This is a genomic window from Thermus neutrinimicus, from assembly GCF_022760955.1.
GTDB classification, from domain to species: Bacteria; Deinococcota; Deinococci; order Deinococcales; family Thermaceae; genus Thermus; species Thermus neutrinimicus.
On record NZ_JAKTNU010000004.1, the window covers coordinates 99,382 to 115,893 of the forward strand.

Below are 16,512 nucleotides of genomic sequence, written 5' to 3' on the forward strand. Positions count from 1 at the left end.
TCATGGGGCCCCGAAAAGCCTCCGGTGCTCCACCATGAGGCAACGATCGACCACCACGGGAATGCCCGCTTCCGCCAGGGCCTCTTCGAAGCCCGGGTGGCGGATACCGGACTGGAGCCACACCAGGCCCGGCCTCAGGGCCAAGACCTCCGGCAGGTGGCCAAGAAGGGCCCCTGAGGGGCGGAAGACATCCAGGATATCCACCGGCTCGGCGATCTCCTCCAGGCTTGCCACCACCCGGGCCCCAAAAAGCTCCTCCCCGGCAAAGCGGGGATTTACGGGAAGGATGCGATACCCCTGCTCCCAGAGGTACCGGGGCACGTAATGGGCGGGGCGGGTTGGGTCCTGGTGGGCCCCGAGGACGGCGATGGTCCGGGCCCGGCCCAAATAGGTCCTGAGCTCCCCGTCCTTCATGGCCGGTAGTCCAAGGGCCTCAGGTAAAACTCCCCGATGGCGGTGGAGGAAAGAAGGGCCACGGTGGGAAGGGCCCGCTTCCAGTGGGTGCGGTTTACCCGTTCCTTGACCCGTGCGATCTCCTCCTGGGTGTAGCCCAGGCTTTGGATGTAGGCATCGGGGTAGCCCTTCAGATAATGCTCCAGGATGACATCCGCCCGGAGGTAGCGCACCCCCAGGTCCCCCTCGTCCGTCTGGCCCGGGATGAGATCCGCGGTGGGGACCTTTTCCACCACCGCCTGCGGCACCCCCAGGTACTGGGCTAGGCCCCAGACCTGGGTCTTGTACAGGTCCCCTAAGGGGTTCACGGGAGGGGTGTCGTCTCCATGCCAGGTGAAGTAGCCGAAAAGCCTTTCCGTCTTGTTGCCCGTGCCCAGGGGTAAGGCCTGGTAGGCCTGGGACTTGTCAAAGAGCACCATCATCCGCACCCGGGCCATGAGGTTGCCCTTGCGGTGGGGGGTGAGGTCCGGGGTTTGCGCGGCGTAGCCCTCCACCATGGGGGTGATGTCCACCTCCTCCAGGTCCACCCCAAAGGTTTCCGCCACCAGATGGGCGTGCTCCCGGGAAAGGGGGCTGGAGTCCCGGTGGGGGAGGAAAAGGGCATGGACCTGCTTTTGCCCTAGGGCCCGCACCGCCAGGGCCAGGGTGGTGGCGGAGTCCACCCCTCCGGATACCGCCACGATGGCCTTCCCGTAGCCCCGCCAGGAAAGCTCCTCCTGGATAAAGCGGGTGAGGAAATCCACCACCAGGGGCCAGTTAAGCTCTAGGTTTTCTTGGGCTTTGGGCGCCTGAAGGATCCTCATCCTCTCCCCCTTCCAAGAACCCTCTCCAGGTCCGGGAGGAGAAGGGGAAGGGCCGCCTCGAGGTCCGAAAGCAGGGGGCTATCGTAGCGCACCGGGGGAATGCGCCCAGGGTCCAGGTGGAAGAGCAGGGCGGCCTCCTCAAAGAGGGGGGCCTCGGCCAGAATCCGCCCTTCGGGCCCCACCGCCAGGCTTCCCCCGCTCATCCCCTTCCCTCCCTCAAACCCCACCAGGCTGGAGAGTACCACGTACACCCCGTGCTCCGCCGCCACCGCCCGGGCCAGGGTTCGCCAGCGCTCCACGTTCTCTGGGCGTTCCCCCTGGAAGCCCCGGGCCGGGCTTGCCGCCGGCACGTAGATGGTCTCCGCCCCATCCAAGGCGGCGATGGCCGCGGTGATGGAGTGCCAGAAGTCCTCGCAGATGAGCATGGCCACCCGGCCGAAACGGGTGTTAAAGGCCTCCACCCGCCTGCCCCGGGCCAGGTAGCGCTCCTCGTCAAAAACCCCGTAGGTGGGCAGAAAGACCTTGCGGTGCACGTGAACCACGCGGTGGGGAAGCTCGAGGTAGGCGGCACTGTTGTAATAGGCCCCCTCATCCCGCTCATAGAAGCCCACCACCACATCCAAAAGCCCCTCCCACCCCACGGCCCGGTGCACCCCTGAGAGGAGCTCCAAAAGCTCATACCGGGTAAGGGCCAGCTCCCGTACCCCTCCCTGCAGGAAGTACCCGGTCAAGGCGGCCTCGGGAAGGACCACCACCTCGGGGGCATGGGGACGGAGGGCCTCGAGGCGCTCCGCCAAGCGGGCCAGGTTCTCTTCAACCCTGGCCTTCTCCGGGCGGAACTGCAAGACCGCGTGCCGGATCACGGACCTAGCCTACACCCCCATGAAAGGCGGCGCTGGGCTCCAGGTAAAGCCTGGGGTCCGCCTCCGGGAAGGGGTTATCCCGCTCCTCCAAGGCCTTAAGCTCCTCCAAGGACGCCCCTCGGAGGAGCCGAAAGAACGCCTCGGCATGCCCTTGATAACGCTCCTTGGCGTACTCCGCCGCCTGGGCGGTATCGATGAGGAAGGGCCAGTCGGAGGCCTCGAGGAGCAAGAGCTCCCGCATGGCCTGCTGGAGCACCCTGGGGGGCAGGCTACCTTGGCGCACCGCCTCCCGCAGGGCCCCTTCCGCCCGGTACACCGTGCGCCAGTAGTCCAAGGTGGCCTCGTTGAGCCAGACCCGGTGGTCCCCGCCCCGGCCCCAGGAACCCTCAGGCAACGCCGAGCGCACCGCCTTGCCCTGGACCGCCTCCTTGGCCGTGACCGCCTGGACCCCTCTCCTTCGGGCCAGAAGCCGCAACACCTCCTCCAACCAGGCCACCCCCTCGTACCACCAGTGGCCGAAGAGCTCCGCGTCGTAGGGGGCCAGGATCACCCCATCCGGGTGCCCCCGCGACAACCCCTCCACCAGGTCCACGAAGTGGGCAGCATGCTCCTTCACCTTGAGAAAGGCCGCCTCGGGATCGTAGGGCGCTTTGGCGGAGAGGTCTGCCTGGCGGTGGGTGACCCGCCAGTGGTGGAGGCCGGAGATGGGGTCCTTGCGGTGGAACTCCCGGTAAAGCCCCTCCCCCGGGTAGCCGTAGTCGGCGCTCCAGACCTGCAAGGAGGTCTCCAGGTTGCGGGCCAAAACCCTAAGGCCCGACTCCAGCTCGTGGACGTAGTAGGTGGCCTCGGCGCTTTCCACCGGGCCCAAGGAGGCCTCCCCGTAAGGGGAAAGGGGCCTCCCCCCCTGGACCAGGTGGGCGTCCACAAAGGTGTAGCGGATCCCCGCCCGCATGAGGAGCTCATCCACCCCCGGCCTGACCCCCTCCGGCGCCCCTTCCACAGGGGGTTTCCAGGGGCCTTTAGGCCGGTAGGCCATCTCGGGAAGCCAGTAGCCCGTGGGATCCTTGGCGAAGTGGCGGCGGTAGGTGGCCACCCCGGTTTTGATCTGGGCCCAAAGGGCCTCGTCGTACCCCAGAAGGGGGGAGTACCCGTGGGTGGCGCTGGAGGTGAGAAGCTCCACCTGGCCCCGGTCCTGGGCCTTGCGGAAGGCGGAAAGGAGGTCCCCCTTCAGGTGGTGAAGGTGATCCAGGGTGAGCTCCCAGAAGGCCACCTGGTGGCGGGCGCTGGCCTCGAGGTCCGTCCCCTGGTAGCGGAGATAATCCCCCTGGGCCCGCTCCAGCCGGTCCCTGGCATACGCCCAAAAGCCTTCCCTCACCTTGGGATCGGCCAACTGCTCCGCCAGGATGGGGGTGATCCCTAAGGTAAACCGGGCCTCCACCCCTTCGGCATGGAGCCGTTCCAAGAGCCTTAAAAGGGGCAGATAGGTTTCCGCTATGGCCTCGTAGAGGGTCTCCTCCCCAAAGGGCCACATCCCATGGGAACGCACATAGGGGAGGTGGGCGTGGAGGACCAGGGCAAAGCGCGCCATGGGTTTAGCGTACCACGGTGCCCTCCCCGGCCAGGGCCCGCCTTATGGGGTCTTCCACCCGGGCATCGGCGAAGACCACCCGCTTCACTCCCCCCTTCACCGCCTCCACCGCCCCCATCACCTTCCGCTTCATCCGCCCTTGGGCCAGGGCCAGGTACTGGGGGTCTTCCACCCTATCCACGGGGATTTCCCGCACCAGGCTGGCCTCGTCGGGGTAGCGGGCCAGAAGGCCGGGCACGTTGGAAAGGTAGACCAGGGCCTCCGCCTGGTAGGCGGTGGCGAGAAGGGCCGCCACCTGGTCCCCATCGGTGTTGATGGCCTCCCCCTCGTAGCTGATGGCGGGAGGGGTGATGACCGGCAGGTACCCCGCCCCAAGGAGAAGGTCCAACAGGGACCGGTTCACCCGCTCCACGGTGCCCGTGTAGTCCCCGCGGTGGATCTTGATCTTGCCGTCTTCCACGTACTTCACCGCGGTCTTCCGCCGGCCTTGGAGAAGCCTCCCATCCAGCCCGGAAAGCCCCAGGGCGTTGGCCCCCTCCCGCTGCAAAAGCTCCACCAGGCGCTTGTTCACCAGGCCGCAGTAGACCATCTCAAAGATCTCCAGGGTCCTGCGGTCGGTGAGGCGGCTCACCTGCCCCCCGGGATGGGTGAGGAACCGGGGCGGGTGGCCCAGGGCCTCCGCCACCTTGTTGGTCTCGGCGCTTCCCCCGTGGACCAAAAGAAGCCTCACCCCCTCCTTCCACAAGGAGGCGGCATCCCTGGCCACCGCCTCGTAGTTGATGCCTTCAGCACCCCCCACCTTGACCACGATCACGGCAACCCTCCTGGCGCCTACGGGTGCAACCCCGGGAAGTCCAGGCCCAGGGTCTCGGGCCAGCCCATGCGGATGTTGAGGGCCTGCAGGGCATGCCCAGCGGTGCCCTTCACCAGGTTGTCGATGGCGGTCATCACCACCAGCCTCCCCGTGTCCTCTTCCAGCTCAAAGCCGATGTCCGCGTAGTTGGTGCCCTGGACGAAGCGGGGGTCGGGGTAGCGATGGATGCCCTTTTTCTGCTTGACGATGCGGACGAAAGGCTCGCCCCCATAGGCTTCCCGGTACGCCTGCCAGACATCCCGCTCGCTCCAGCCGTCCTGCAAAAAGGCCTGGGCGGTCATGAGGATGCCCCGCACCCGGTCGGTGGCGATGGCGGTGAGGTGCACCTCGGGCTTTCCCGGGAGGTTTTCCACCACCTCCGCGGTGTGGCGGTGGCCCGTGGGCTTGTAGACCCTAATGGAGCCGGCCCGCTCGGGATGGTGGCTGGCAGGGCTCGGCTCGGCCCCCGCCGCGGAGGTGGAGATGAGGAGGGTGACGAAGATGGGCCCGGGTTTCAACACCCCCCCCTTGAGGAGGGGATACAGGCCCAGAAGCGTGGCGGTGGCGTTGCACCCGGCCCCCGCCATCCAGTCCGCTTCCTTCAGCCTCTCCCGGTAAAGCTCGGGCAGGGCGTAGGCGAAGCGGCCGAGAAGCTCCGGCCTGGGGTGCTCCCCATAGTACCTGCGGTAGAGGTCCAGGTCCTTAAGGCGGAAGTCCGCGGAAAGGTCTATGAGGATGGGGGCCAGATCCGCATAGCGCTCAAACTCCTGGGCAAAGACCCCGTGGGGCAGGGAGAGAACCAGGATGTCCGCGGGCTCCAGCCTCTCCGGGGGGATGAACTTCAGGTTGGTTCTCCCCCTCAGGTTGGGGTGGACGAAGGCCACGGGCTCGCCGGCAAAGCGCCTCGAGGTCACCTGCTTCACCTCGAGGTGAGGGTGGGAAAGGGCCAGGCGCAAAAACTCCCCTCCCGCATAGCCCGAGGCCCCCACGATGGACAGGGTTCTCTTCCCGGCATTCATGCAACCCTCCCCTGTTCCCATGTGTACCGGAGGATCTCCCCCGGGATATCCACCCCCGTGGTGTGCACGGAGTTCTTGAACTCCATGGTGTGGTTCACCTCGTTCACCAAAAGGCCCCTCTCGGACTCGAAGAGGTCAATGGCCACCACCCCGCCCCCCACCGCCTGGGCCGCCCGCACGGAAAGCTCCGCTATCCCTGGGGTTACGGGGCAGTTTTCCGCCTGCCCCCCCCGGGCGGTGTTGGTGATCCAGTGCTGGCTTCTGCGGTAGATGGCGGCAATGGCCCTATTCCCCACCACAAAGACCCGTATATCCCGCCCCGGCTTCCGCACGTACTCCTGCAGGTAAAGGAGCTGGTGTTGAAACCCCCCCAGGACCTCCTTGTGCTCCAGGATGGCCTCGGCCGCCTCCCGGTCGGTGATCTTGGCGAGAAGCCTTCCCCAGCTCCCGATCACCGGCTTCAGCACCACGGGATAGCCCCATTCCTCCATGAGCCTTAAGGCCTCCTCCGCATCGGTGAGGAGGGCGGTTCGGGGCTGGGGGAGGCCATGGCGCTCCAAGGCCACGCTGGTGGCCCACTTGTCCCCGCAGGTTTCCATGACCTCCGGCCGGTTCACCACGGGGATGCCCAAGGCGGTGAGGTAGCGGGCCACGGCCAGGCCCCTGGTCTGGCTCACGCAACGCTCCAGGGCCACCGTGACCCCTTCCAGCTCCTTAGGCCTTTCCCCAAGGACCATGCGCAGGGCGGGAACGTAGACCTTCTTGTAGGGAATGCCCAGGGCCTCAGCCCTTTCAAAGAGCATCTTCTCGTCGGGGCGGATGCGGTCGTACAGGATGGCCAGCATGGCGAAGGCTCTTCCCCCTTCCAGGAACCCCGGACCGGGCAAACCCGGCCCGGGGCCTCGAGGCTCCCTACCCTAAGGGGATGGCCTCACTCTCCCCAGTCCTCAGCCTCCTCCGGGGCGGGCTCCAGGCGCAAGGGATCCAACCCCACCACCTCCAGCTCCGCACCGCAGTCCTCGCACACCACCAGTTCCCCAAGCTCCGGGTTCTCCAGGGTAAGCTCCGCACCGCATTCAGGGCAAGTGGCTACCATTCCTCGTCCTCCTCGTCTAACTCGCTCCAGTCAGGGACAAACCGGAAGCCGCACTCCGGGCACTCCACCTCTTGGCCTCGATCCTCCTCGGATACCTCTAAGGTGTAGCCGCAACGGGGGCAGTCCACGAAGAAGGCCTCGAGGCCCTCCTCCGTCACCTCCACCTCGAGGGGATCCAGGGAGACCACCTCCAAAAAGGCCCCGCAAGCCTCGCACTCCAGCACGTCCCCTACTTCCAGGGTCTCCATGTCCTCGGCCAGCACCACGCTGACCTCGCCGCACACCGGGCAGGTGATCTCCAGGTCCTCCATAAACCCCAGTCTACTCCCCCGGGAAGCGGCCGTGCTTCTTGTAGTAGTCCAAGAGGGAACCCTCCCTCAAGGCCTCCAGGAGGAAGGGCGGCGGGGGACGCAGGGCAAAGCGCTCCCCTCCCCGCAGCAAAACCCCTCTTTCCAGATCCAGCTCCACCAAATCCCCGTCCTCTAGCGCATCCACCACCTCCTCCGATTCAAAGGGAACGATCCCCAGGTTCACCAGATTGCGGAAGAAGATGCGGGCGTAGCTTTTGGCGATGACCACCTGGATGCCCAGCTTGCGCAGGGCCTCCGGGGCATACTCCCGGCTACTGCCAAGCCCGGCATTCCTCCCGAAAACCAGGATGTCCCCAGGCCTCACCTCCTTGGCGAACTCGGGCCGCAGGTGGGCGAAGGCGAAGGTGTGGAACCGCTCCTCCCCCACCATGAAAGGGGCGTACTTGCCGGGAAGGATGTCGTCGGTGTTGATGTGGTCGCCGAACTTCCAAACCCTAGGCATGGGCTTCCTCCTCTAAAGGGGCCAGGTCCTCGGGGGTAGCGATGTACCCGGCCACCGCGCTGGCCGCGGCCACCCGGGGGCTTGCCAGGTAGATCTCGGCGTCGGGAGCCCCCATGCGCCCCCGGAAGTTGCGGTTGCTGGTGGACACGCACACCTCCCCCGGGGCCAAAACCCCCATGTGCCGCCCCATGCAAGGACCGCACCCGGGGGTGCCGAGGGTGGCCCCGGCCTCCAGGAGGGTGAGAAGGGTGCCGTCCCGGGTGGCCTCCTCCAACACCTGGGAGCTGGCGGGAATGACCAGAAGGCGCACCCCCGGGGCCACCTTTCGCCCCCTTAGCACCTCGGCGGCGGCCCTCAGGTCCTCGAGGCGCCCGTTGGTGCAGGTGCCGATGAACACCTGGTCCACCCGCTTGCCCCGGACAGAGGAGGCCTCCTGCACGTTGTCCACATGGAAGGGAACGGACACCCGGGGCGTGAGGGTGGGGAGGTCAATCTCCACCTCCTGCACATACCGGGCATCGGGGTCGGGGTAGAGCCAGTCGGGCACCCGGTAAAGCTTTAGGATCTCCCCCGAGGGCACCACCAACCCCGCCTTGGCCCCCGCCTCCACGGTGAGGTTGGCCAGGGTCATGCGCTCGCCCCGGCTCAGGGACTCTGCCCCCTCGGTGAGGTGGATCTCCACCGCCATATAGGTGGCCCCCTCGGCGGTAAGGCGGCGGACCATCTCCAGGGCGGCGTCCTTGGCCGTAACCCCCCGGGGAAGGGCCCCGCGGAAGGTGACCTTGACGCTTTCCGGCACCCTGAACCAGGTGCGGCCGCTGGCGGCGGCCAGGGCGATATCCGTGGCCCCCATGCCCGTGCCGAAGGCCCCCACCGCCCCGTAGGTGGTGGAGTGGGAGTCCGACCCCACCACGATCCAACCCGGCTGGGCCAGGCCCTCCTCGATGAGCACCTGGTGGCACACCCCTCTCCCCACGTCAAAGACCCGGATGCCGTGCTTCCTGCCCCATTCCCGGATCTCCTTCTGGGCTTTGGCCACCTCGAGGTTGGCCGCCGGGGCCACGTGGTCGATGACGATGGAAACCCTTTCCGGGTACCGGGGGGTGGCCTCCAGGTACGCCAGGCGCTTGAAGAAGCTTCCGGCGATGGAGTCCACCACCATGACCTGGTCCACCTCCACCACCACCAGCTCCCCAGCCCTTACCTCCCTTCCCGCCTTCTGGGAAAGTATCTTTTCCGCTAAGGTCATGCCCATGCCCGCCCCCTTCACTGAAGACCTGAAGCGCTCCTGGATCCGGGCCGATCCCGACTCTGAAGAACCCGGGGTATGGCGGGCCGAGTTTCCCGCCATTCCCGAAGCCCATTCCTTTGGCCGAACCCCCGAGGAAGCCTTGGCCCACGCCAAAGAAGCCCTGGGGTTGGTGCTGGCCCACCTGAGGGATATGGGCCGCCCCCTTCCCAAAGATGTCCGTACGGTGCCGGTGGGGGTAGATGCCGCCTAGGCCCGAGGAGGTGGCCCGGAAGCTCCAGCGCCTGGGGTTTGCGGAGCGCATGAGGGGAGGGGGGCACCGGCTTTACGCTCATCCCGATGGCCGGATCGCGGTGATTCCCTTCCATAGCGGAGGGCTCCCCCAGGGCACCTTCAGGAAGAAGCAAACCGGCCTCACCGAGGAGGGGTTCCGCAAGCTCTAAAGGGCCTAGCCTCATGCCGTGATCCACTCCCTCAGGATGCGGTCCAGCTCCTCGAGGGTGAGTTGGCCCTGATCCGCCAAGGCCTTGATGTGCTGGGTGATGCGGGCCAGCTCCTCCTCCCCGTAGTGCAGGCCCAGCTCCTCCGCCCGCGCCTTGATGGCATGCCGGCCCGTGAGCTTGGAGGCGATGATGAGCTTGCGCTTCACCCCAAAGACCTCCGGCGGATAGGGCTCGTAGGACTCGGGGTTGAGGTAGATGGCCTTGAGGTGCATCCCCGCCTTGTGGCTGAAGGCGGTCTCCCCGGTGATGTAGTTGTTGAAGGGGATCTCGATCCCCACCATCCGGGCCACCATGCGGTCCAGCTCGGGAAGCATCTCCAGCTTGTACTTCCTGCGCACGTAGTCGGGTTGCAGGGTGTACATGCGGGCGAGAAAACCCCCTAAGGGGGTGATCCCGTTCCGCTCCCCAATGCCTAGGATGGTGGTGTCCACATGGGTAGCCCCCGCCTCTATGGCCTCAAAGGCATTGGCGATGGCGCAACCCGTGTCGTTGTGCCCGTGGAACTCTATGTCCACATGGGGGCCCACCACCCGCCTGACCTCCCGCACCAGGGCGAAGACCTGCCTGGGGGTGGCGATGCCCACGGTATCCGCCAGACCCACCCGGTCCACATAGGGAGCGACGGCCTGGTAGATCTGCAAAAGGTCGTGCTCATCGGAGCGGAAGGTGTCCTCGGCGGAGAAGCGCACCTCCACGTGGGGGGCCTTCTCCCGAATAAAGCCGATCACCTCCCGGGCCTCCTCGATGATGCGGGGGATGTCCCGCCCGTGGGCAGCCCTGAGGTACTTGCTGGTGCCGAAGAGGAGGTCTATGCCCTGTACCCCGGTCTCCACCGCCACCTGGGCCGCATCCAGCCGGGTCTGGATATGGGTCACCACCTTGGCCTTCAGGCCCAAGGAGGCCAGGACCTCCGCGTCCTTGCGGGACTGGGGGGAGGCCATGGGGGTGGTCACCTCGATGTACTCCACGCCGAACTCGTCCAAGGCCTTGGCGATCTCCACCTTGTCCTGGGTGGAAAAGTTAGCCCTTTCAAACTGCTCCCCTTCCCTTAAGGTGGAATCGATAATCTTCCATTCCCGCATGCGCTCCTCCCCAAAAAGAAAACCGGCCCGAGCTCGGGCCGGGGGATGGGAAACCCTCTGGGGCTACCCTACCCCCCGGCGGCCGAGTTTTTTCTCAAAGGCCAGCATCTTGCCTGTAAGGGTATACGAAACCCGCCTTTTTGTCAACGCCCAAACCGCCTCTCGCGGGCCTGATAGCTCCTTAGAGCCCTCAAGAAGTCGATCTTCCGGAACTCCGGCCAGAGCACATCGGCGAAGTAGAACTCGGAGTAGGCGGACTGCCAAAGGAGGAATCCGGAAAGCCGGATCTCCCCCGAGGTGCGGATGATGAAGTCGGGGTCGGGAAGGCCTGCGGTATAGAGGTGGCGGGCGATGTCCATAGGGGTCAGCCTTTCCGAAAGTTCCTTGGGGGAAAGACCCCTTTCCCAAGCCTCCAGGAGGAGCCTTTTCACCGCATCCACGATCTCCTCCCGTCCCCCGTAGCCCAAGGCGATGTTCAGCACCATGCCCTGGTGGTGCCGGGTGCGCTCCTCCAGGCGCTCCAGGGCCCTTAGCACCTCCCCTGAGAACCCCTCCCGCCGCCCGATGAAGCGCACCTGCACCTGGTGCTCCAGGATGCGATGGTCCTCCGCCATCCTCTCCGCCTCCCGCACGAAAAGGCGCATCAGGGTTTCCACCTCCTCGGGCGGGCGCTGGAAGTTATCCGTGGAGAAGACCCAGACCGTCACGGTCCTAATCCCCATCTCCAGACACCACTCCAGGACCTCGTAGGCCTTCTGGACCCCGAACTCATGCCCCTTGGCGGGGGAAAGCCCCAAGGCCCGGGCGTAACGGCGGTTCCCATCCAGGATGAGGCCCAGGTGCTTGGGGACCGGGCCCCCTTTCACCTCCTTGAGGAGGCGCCTTTCGTAAAGCCAGTAGAGGGGCCGGGAAAGGGAGAGGAGGCGGCGGACCATACCCTTTCCACCCTAAGGCGGGAGGATGAGAAAGGGAAGGCCCGGGGAAACCTACCGGTAAAGCTCCCGGGCGATGATGTGGCGCTGGATCTCCGAGGTGCCCTCGTAGATCTCCGTCACCTTGGCGTCGCGGTAGTAGCGCTCCACCCGGTAGTCCCGGTGGTAGCCATAGCCGCCCAGGACCTGCACCGCCTCCCGGGTCACCTCCACCGCTACGCTGCTGGCGAAGAGCTTGGCGGCGCTGGCCTCGAGGGTGAACCGCCCCCCGGAGTCCTTTTTCCTGGCGGCCTCCAGCACCAAGGCCCGGGCCGCGGCGATCTTCACGTGCATGTCGGCGATCTTGAAGGCGATGGCCTGGTGCTCCCGCAGCTTCTTGCCAAACTGCTCCCTCTCATCGGCATAGGCCTTGGCGATCTCAAAGGCCCCCCGGGCGATGCCCACCGCCTGGGCCGCCACCCCAACCCGGCCCGAATCCAGGCCTGCCAGGGCGTAGGCCAAGCCCCTTCCCTCCTCGCCCAGGAGGTTTTCCTGGGGCACGAAGACCTCCTCCAGCCGCACCTCAGCGGTGTGGGCGGCGTGGAGGCCCATCTTCTCCTCCGGGGGGCCAAAGGAAAGGCCGGGGGTGTCCTTCTCCACCAGGAAGGCGCTGATGCCCTTCTCGCCCCTGGCCATGACCACGTAGAGGTGGGCCTGGCCTGCGGAGGTGATCCAGCTTTTCTGGCCGTTCAGCACGAAACCCCCGGGCACCCTCCTGGCCTCCGTGCGGATGCTGGCGGCATCGGAGCCCGCCTGGGGCTCGGTGAGGCAGAAGGCCCCGATCCACTCCCCCCGGGCCAGGGGCACCAAGTACCTCTTTTTTTGCTCCTCGGTGCCAAAGCGAAGGAGCATGTACTGGGGAAGGCCACTGGTCACCGAAAGCACCACGGCCACGCTGGGGTCGGCGGCGGCGATCTCCTCGAGGGCCAGGACCCAGGTCACCGAGTCCAGGCCCACCCCTCCCCATTCCTCCGGGGTGGTCATGCCCAAAAAGCCCAGCTCCGCCAAGGCCTTTAGCTGGGGCCAGGGGTACTCCCCCCTGCGGTCGTACTCCGGGGCCAGGGGGTAAAGGACCTCCTTGGCCACCTGCCGTACCGTGTCCAGCACCAGCTTCTGCTCGGAAGTGAGGGTCATCGGGAATATCGTATCACCGCACCCCCGTAAAAAAGCGTCATGCATGGGGAGGCCAAAGGCCTTGGGAAAGCCCTCCCCACCCTCAGGAAGGGGGCTCACCCCAGCGGGGAGCCCGCTCTGCGCTCAAGCCCAGGTGGTCCAGGATGCGCTGGGTGATGAAGCCCAAAAGCTCCCGGATCTCCTTGGGCCGGTGGTAAAAGCCGGGGCTCGCCGGGAGGATCAGGGCCCCAGCCTCCGCCGCCCGCACCATGGCCTTAAGGGTGGGAAGGGGCAGAGGAGCCTCCCGGGGCACCAGGATCAAGGGGCGCCTTTCCTTTAGGTGGACGTAGGCTGCCCGGGTGAGGAGGGTATCCGCCAGGCCCAGGGCGATCTTGCTAAGGGTGCTGGCGGAACAGGGCACCACCACCATGCCCTGGGTGCGAAAGGAGCCCGAGGCGATGGGGGCACCCAGGTCGCCGTCCTTGTAGACCCGCTTGGCCAAAGGGTAAAGCTCCTTGGGGCTTAGGCCCATCTCCTCCCACAAGACCCGCTTGGCCCCCTGGCTTAAGACCAGGTGCACCTCGGCAAGGCCCTGCAGGGTTTCCAATAGGTCCAGGGCGTAGGGCATGCCGCTAGCCCCTGTCAAACCCACCACCACCCGGGGAAGTTCCGCCATGGCTTCCATGCTATCCCCAATCCCCAAGACCTCCCGTGCTCCCCCACGCAAAAACCCCAGGCCCTTTGGGCCTGGGGGGCACCCCGTGGAAGCGGAGGGTTACTTGAGCTCCACCACCGCGCCCACGGCCTCGAGCTTCTTCTTGATCTCCTCGGCCTCGGCCTTGGGGATACCCTCCTTGACGGGGCCACCCTTCTCGGCCAGGTCCTTGGCCTCCTTCAAGCCCAGACCGGTGATGGCGCGAAGCTCCTTGATGACCTCCAGCTTCTTGGCCCCGGCGTCCTTGAGGATCACGTCGAACTCCGTCTTCTCCTCCACGGGAGCCGCCGCCTGGGCCGCAGCAGGAGCTGCCGCCACCGCCACCGGGGCCGCCGCCGTCACGCCCCAGGTTTCCTTGAGCACATCGATGAGCTGCTTGAGTTCCAAAACCGTAGCCTGAGAGAGCTCTTCCTTAATGCGTTCGATGTCCAAAGCCATCTTCCACCTCCTATGCCGCCTTCTTCTCCGCGTACGCCTCCAGGATGCCTACCAGCTCGCGGGCCACGCCGCCCAGGACCCCCAGGAGTTCCGCCATGGGCGCCTGCAAGACGCCCAAAAGCTCCGCCCTGAGTTCGTCCATGGTGGGAAGCTCCGCCAGGGCCACCACGTCCTTGGCCGAAAGCACCTGGCCCTGCAAAAGCCCGCCCTTGGCCTCAGGAATTCCCTTGGGGTTCTTCTTGGCGAACTCCGAAAGGGCCTTGGCCGCAGCCACCGGATCCTGGTAAAAGACCACGGCGCTAGGCCCCTGAAGGCCATCCAGCTCGGGGAGGCCCAGCTCTTTGAGGGCGATGCGGATCAGGGTGTTCTTGGCCACAAAGAGCCTGGCCCCCTTCTCCTTGAGGGCCTGACGCAGGGCATGGGTTTCCTTGGCGGAAAGCCCCTGGTAGTTCACCAGGAAGAAGGAGCCATGGGCCCGCTCAAGGCTCTCCTTGAGGGCGGCAAGAAGCTCAACGTTACGCTTGTTGGGCACGCCTTCCTCCCTTTGGGGCAGGGGAACCCCAGCCGACTTTTCGGGATTTCTGCGAAACGCTCCCCCTGAAAGCGCCTCGGCGGGATGTTTAAGGCCTTAGGCCCCCCGCTGTCTTTGGCCTGGGCGCCGTAGCGCCCGGGGTGCCATAGAGGAGTTTAAAAGGTGGGGGGCCTGGCGTCAAGCCAGGCCCCCAGAAGACCGCCCTCAGGAGTGGGGGTTGATGCGGATGCTGGGCCCCATGGTGCTGGTCACGTAGACCGAGCGCAGGAAAGTGCCCTTGGCCGCCTCGGGCTTGCTGGCCTCGAGGGCCCGGAGAAAGGCCCGGATGTTCTCGGCGATCTTCTCCGGGGGGAAGCTCACCTTGCCCACGGGGGCGTGGATGGCCCCGGTTTTGTCGTTGCGGAACTCGATGCGGCCCGCCTTGATCTCCTTGATGATCTCCCCGATGTTGAAGCCCACGGTACCCGCCTTGGGGTTGGGCAAAAGCCCCCTCGGGCCCAGGATCCGGCCCAGCTTGGAACCCACCGCCCCCATCACGTCCGGGGTAGCCACCACCGCATCGAAATCCATCCAGCCTTCCAGGATCTTCTGGATGATCTCCTCCCCGCCCACGTAGTCGGCCCCCGCCTCCTCGGCCTCCTTGATCTTCTCCCCCTTGGCGATGGCCAAAACCCGCACCTGCCTGCCCAGGCCGTGGGGGAGGGAAACCGTACCGCGCACGTTCTGGTCGGACCTGCGGGGATCGATGCCCAGCTTGGCGTGGACCTCCACGGTCTCGTCAAACTTGGCCGTGGCCAGCTCCTTCACCAGCCGGGCGGCCTCGTCGATGGTGTAGACCTTGCTAGGGTCCACCTTTTCCAAAAGGGCCCGGTAGCGCTTGCCGTGCTTAGGCATCCTTCACCTCCGGGGCGCCCACCACCTCCACCCCCATGGAACGGGCTGACCCGGCGATCATGCGGGCGGCGGCCTCGAGGTCGGTGGTGTTCATGTCGGGCATCTTCTGCTTGGCGATCTCCAAAACCTGTTGCCAGGTGATGCGGCCCACCTTCTCCCGGCCAGGCTTTTGTGCCCCCTTCTCCAGCCCCGCCGCCTTGCGGATCAGGTAGCTGGCAGGTGGGGTCTTGGTGACGAAGGTGAAGGAGCGGTCGGCGTAGATGGTGATCTCCACCGGGACGATGGCGTCCCCCATGTTGGCGGTAGCCGCATTGAAGGCCTTAACGAACTCCATGATGTTGGCCCCGTGCTGGCCCAAAGCCGGGCCCACCGGGGGTGCCGGCGTGGCCTTGCCCGCCGGCAGCTGAAGCTTTACCACAGCAACGACTTTCTTCATTTTTCCCTCCTAGGCTCCCCCCAAGTTGGGGGTGCAAACGCCTCCTAAGCCTTGGCCACCTGGGAGAAATCCAGCTCCACCGGGGTCTCGCGCCCGAAGATGGTGACCATGACCTTGACCTTTCCCTTTTCCGGGTTGATCTCGGTCACGGTGCCGGTAAAGTCCGCGAACGGGCCGGAAACCACCCGGACCTGATCCCCCTCCCGGAAGGCCACCTGGGCCTTGGGGGCCTCCTTCTTGCCCAAAAGGCCTGAGACCTCGAGGATGTGCCGCACCTCATCCGGGGAAAGGGGTACCGGCCTATGCCCAGCCCCCACGAAGCCGGTGATGCCCGGGGTGCCCCGCACCACCTCCCAGGCCTCGTTGGGCTCCTCCTCGTCCCCCAGGTCCATCTGCACAAAAAGGTAGCCGGGGAAGAGCTTCTTCTTGACGACCTCCTTCTTGCCCCCCTCGCGGAGCTCCACCACCTCCTCCGTGGGGATCAACACCTGGAAGATCTTGTCCTCCATGCCAAAGGCCTTGACCCGCTTTTCCAGGTTGGCCTTGGCCTTCTCCTCCTGCCCCACGTAGGTGTGGACCGCGTACCATTCAATGCTCATCGCACAAGCCCTATCAGGAATCGGAAGACGAGATCGTAGAGCCCCAAGACCACCATGGCCACCAGGGTAAAGACCAAAATGGCCTGGGTACCCTCCACGACCTGCTCCCGCGTGGGCCAGGTGACCCGGGCAAGCTCGGCCCGGGCTTCCTGGAAGTAGCGAACAATCCGGGCAAACATCAGACCTTCACTTCCTTGTGCACCGTGTGTTTATCGCACCAGGGGCAGTACTTCCGTAGCTCCAGCTTGCTGGTGGTGTTGCGCTTGTTCTTCTCGGTGGCGTAGTTGCGGCGCTTGCACTCGGTGCACTCCAGGAGGATTTTGATGCGGACTTCGCTGGCCATGGTTCACCTCCTTTGGGGCGGGTTGCCGCCCCCAAAGCTTACTCCAGGATCTTGGTGACCACGCCGGCGCCCACGGTCCGCCCACCCTCGCGAATGGCAAACCGCAAACCCTCCTCCAACGCCACCGGCTTGATCAGCTCCACCGTAAA

At 65.8% G+C, this 16,512-nt stretch carries 25 protein-coding genes; 2 read left to right on the top strand and 23 right to left on the bottom strand.

Translation table 11 applies throughout. The features are described 5' to 3' along the window. The 11 genes from L0C59_RS04505 to L0C59_RS04555 all read right to left on the bottom strand — a co-directional run bounded on the left by L0C59_RS04505 (window position 1) and on the right by L0C59_RS04555 (window position 8,743). The gene (locus tag L0C59_RS04505; protein WP_243090015.1) at window positions 1-414 is read right to left on the bottom strand and encodes a CoA-binding protein; all 414 of its coding nucleotides are present in this window, start codon (window positions 412-414) and stop codon (window positions 1-3) included. Further along, window positions 411-1,256: an NAD+ synthase gene (locus L0C59_RS04510; protein WP_243090016.1), complete on the bottom strand. Its 846-nt coding sequence runs from the start codon at window positions 1,254-1,256 to the stop codon at window positions 411-413. Before L0C59_RS04510 ends, L0C59_RS04505 begins: the two co-directional genes overlap by 4 nt. Next, on the bottom strand, window positions 1,253-2,119 hold the full coding sequence (locus L0C59_RS04515) for a nitrilase-related carbon-nitrogen hydrolase (protein ID WP_243090017.1): 867 nt from the start codon (window positions 2,117-2,119) through the stop codon (window positions 1,253-1,255). The genes L0C59_RS04510 and L0C59_RS04515 overlap by 4 nt, the downstream gene beginning before the upstream one ends. Before the next feature lie 4 nt (window positions 2,120-2,123). Further along, window positions 2,124-3,707, bottom strand: a complete 1,584-nt coding sequence (locus L0C59_RS04520) for a 1,4-alpha-glucan branching protein (protein WP_243090018.1) — start codon at window positions 3,705-3,707, stop codon at window positions 2,124-2,126. A 4-nt stretch (window positions 3,708-3,711) separates the two neighbouring features. Beyond that, window positions 3,712-4,521, bottom strand: coding sequence for a [LysW]-aminoadipate kinase (locus L0C59_RS04525; protein WP_243090019.1), 810 nt, complete (start codon window positions 4,519-4,521; stop codon window positions 3,712-3,714). 17 nt (window positions 4,522-4,538) lie between these two features. Further along, window positions 4,539-5,579 carry an N-acetyl-gamma-glutamyl-phosphate reductase gene (gene argC, locus L0C59_RS04530; protein WP_243090020.1) on the bottom strand — a complete coding sequence of 347 codons (1,041 nt, stop codon included), beginning with the start codon at window positions 5,577-5,579 and terminating at the stop codon, window positions 4,539-4,541. After that, window positions 5,576-6,424, bottom strand: coding sequence for a lysine biosynthesis protein LysX (gene lysX, locus L0C59_RS04535; RefSeq protein ID WP_243090021.1), 849 nt, complete (start codon window positions 6,422-6,424; stop codon window positions 5,576-5,578). The genes argC and lysX overlap by 4 nt, the downstream gene beginning before the upstream one ends. A gap of 86 nt (window positions 6,425-6,510) precedes the next feature. Beyond that, window positions 6,511-6,675: a lysine biosynthesis protein LysW gene (lysW, locus tag L0C59_RS04540; RefSeq protein WP_114313794.1), complete on the bottom strand. Its 165-nt coding sequence runs from the start codon at window positions 6,673-6,675 to the stop codon at window positions 6,511-6,513. Then, window positions 6,669-6,986 carry a TFIIB-type zinc ribbon-containing protein gene (locus L0C59_RS04545; protein ID WP_243090022.1) on the bottom strand — a complete coding sequence of 106 codons (318 nt, stop codon included), beginning with the start codon at window positions 6,984-6,986 and terminating at the stop codon, window positions 6,669-6,671. The genes lysW and L0C59_RS04545 overlap by 7 nt, the downstream gene beginning before the upstream one ends. A 10-nt stretch (window positions 6,987-6,996) precedes the next feature. Continuing rightward, complete coding sequence (locus L0C59_RS04550) at window positions 6,997-7,488, bottom strand: LeuD/DmdB family oxidoreductase small subunit (RefSeq protein WP_243090023.1); 492 nt, start codon at window positions 7,486-7,488, stop codon at window positions 6,997-6,999. Then, a complete protein-coding gene (locus L0C59_RS04555) occupies window positions 7,481-8,743 on the bottom strand; it encodes a 3-isopropylmalate dehydratase large subunit (RefSeq protein WP_243090024.1) in 1,263 nt (420 codons plus the stop codon). Before L0C59_RS04555 ends, L0C59_RS04550 begins: the two co-directional genes overlap by 8 nt. Between L0C59_RS04555 and L0C59_RS04560 the strand changes: the two genes are divergently transcribed. Both L0C59_RS04560 and L0C59_RS04565 read left to right on the top strand, forming a co-directional pair. Continuing rightward, window positions 8,742-8,990: a type II toxin-antitoxin system HicB family antitoxin gene (locus tag L0C59_RS04560; RefSeq protein ID WP_243090025.1), complete on the top strand. Its 249-nt coding sequence runs from the start codon at window positions 8,742-8,744 to the stop codon at window positions 8,988-8,990. The genes L0C59_RS04555 and L0C59_RS04560 overlap by 2 nt on opposite strands. Then, window positions 8,980-9,180: a type II toxin-antitoxin system HicA family toxin gene (locus tag L0C59_RS04565; protein WP_243090026.1), complete on the top strand. Its 201-nt coding sequence runs from the start codon at window positions 8,980-8,982 to the stop codon at window positions 9,178-9,180. The genes L0C59_RS04560 and L0C59_RS04565 overlap by 11 nt, the downstream gene beginning before the upstream one ends. An 11-nt stretch (window positions 9,181-9,191) precedes the next feature. On the opposite strand, the gene lysS is transcribed toward L0C59_RS04565, so the two are convergent. The 12 genes from lysS to L0C59_RS04625 form a co-directional block, all read right to left on the bottom strand. Further along, entirely contained in the window at window positions 9,192-10,322 is a 1,131-nt protein-coding gene (gene lysS, locus L0C59_RS04570; RefSeq protein ID WP_243090027.1) for a homocitrate synthase, read from the bottom strand. 143 nt (window positions 10,323-10,465) lie between these two features. After that, the gene (locus L0C59_RS04575; RefSeq protein ID WP_243090028.1) at window positions 10,466-11,257 is read right to left on the bottom strand and encodes an isoprenyl transferase; all 792 of its coding nucleotides are present in this window, start codon (window positions 11,255-11,257) and stop codon (window positions 10,466-10,468) included. A gap of 51 nt (window positions 11,258-11,308) precedes the next feature. Next, a complete protein-coding gene (locus tag L0C59_RS04580; RefSeq protein ID WP_243090029.1) occupies window positions 11,309-12,427 on the bottom strand; it encodes an acyl-CoA dehydrogenase family protein in 1,119 nt (372 codons plus the stop codon). Window positions 12,428-12,509: 82 nt separating this feature from the next. Next, window positions 12,510-13,091, bottom strand: coding sequence for a UbiX family flavin prenyltransferase (locus L0C59_RS04585; RefSeq protein WP_243090030.1), 582 nt, complete (start codon window positions 13,089-13,091; stop codon window positions 12,510-12,512). A gap of 90 nt (window positions 13,092-13,181) precedes the next feature. Then, a complete protein-coding gene (gene rplL / locus L0C59_RS04590; RefSeq protein ID WP_105318385.1) occupies window positions 13,182-13,559 on the bottom strand; it encodes a 50S ribosomal protein L7/L12 in 378 nt (125 codons plus the stop codon). 10 nt (window positions 13,560-13,569) lie between these two features. Beyond that, complete coding sequence (rplJ, locus tag L0C59_RS04595; RefSeq protein ID WP_243090031.1) at window positions 13,570-14,091, bottom strand: 50S ribosomal protein L10; 522 nt, start codon at window positions 14,089-14,091, stop codon at window positions 13,570-13,572. Window positions 14,092-14,295: 204 nt separating this feature from the next. Next, window positions 14,296-14,985, bottom strand: a complete 690-nt coding sequence (gene rplA / locus L0C59_RS04600) for a 50S ribosomal protein L1 (protein ID WP_243090032.1) — start codon at window positions 14,983-14,985, stop codon at window positions 14,296-14,298. Then, window positions 14,978-15,421 carry a 50S ribosomal protein L11 gene (gene rplK / locus L0C59_RS04605; protein ID WP_243090033.1) on the bottom strand — a complete coding sequence of 148 codons (444 nt, stop codon included), beginning with the start codon at window positions 15,419-15,421 and terminating at the stop codon, window positions 14,978-14,980. Before rplK ends, rplA begins: the two co-directional genes overlap by 8 nt. A 44-nt stretch (window positions 15,422-15,465) precedes the next feature. After that, a complete protein-coding gene (gene nusG / locus L0C59_RS04610) occupies window positions 15,466-16,020 on the bottom strand; it encodes a transcription termination/antitermination protein NusG (protein ID WP_243090034.1) in 555 nt (184 codons plus the stop codon). Next, a complete protein-coding gene (gene secE / locus L0C59_RS04615) occupies window positions 16,017-16,199 on the bottom strand; it encodes a preprotein translocase subunit SecE (RefSeq protein WP_243090035.1) in 183 nt (60 codons plus the stop codon). Before secE ends, nusG begins: the two co-directional genes overlap by 4 nt. Continuing rightward, complete coding sequence (gene rpmG, locus L0C59_RS04620) at window positions 16,199-16,363, bottom strand: 50S ribosomal protein L33 (protein ID WP_243031608.1); 165 nt, start codon at window positions 16,361-16,363, stop codon at window positions 16,199-16,201. Before rpmG ends, secE begins: the two co-directional genes overlap by 1 nt. A 38-nt stretch (window positions 16,364-16,401) precedes the next feature. After that, window positions 16,402-16,512: EF-Tu C-terminal domain-related protein (locus L0C59_RS04625; RefSeq protein ID WP_243090042.1), on the bottom strand; the 111-nt coding region annotated here is incomplete at its 5' end.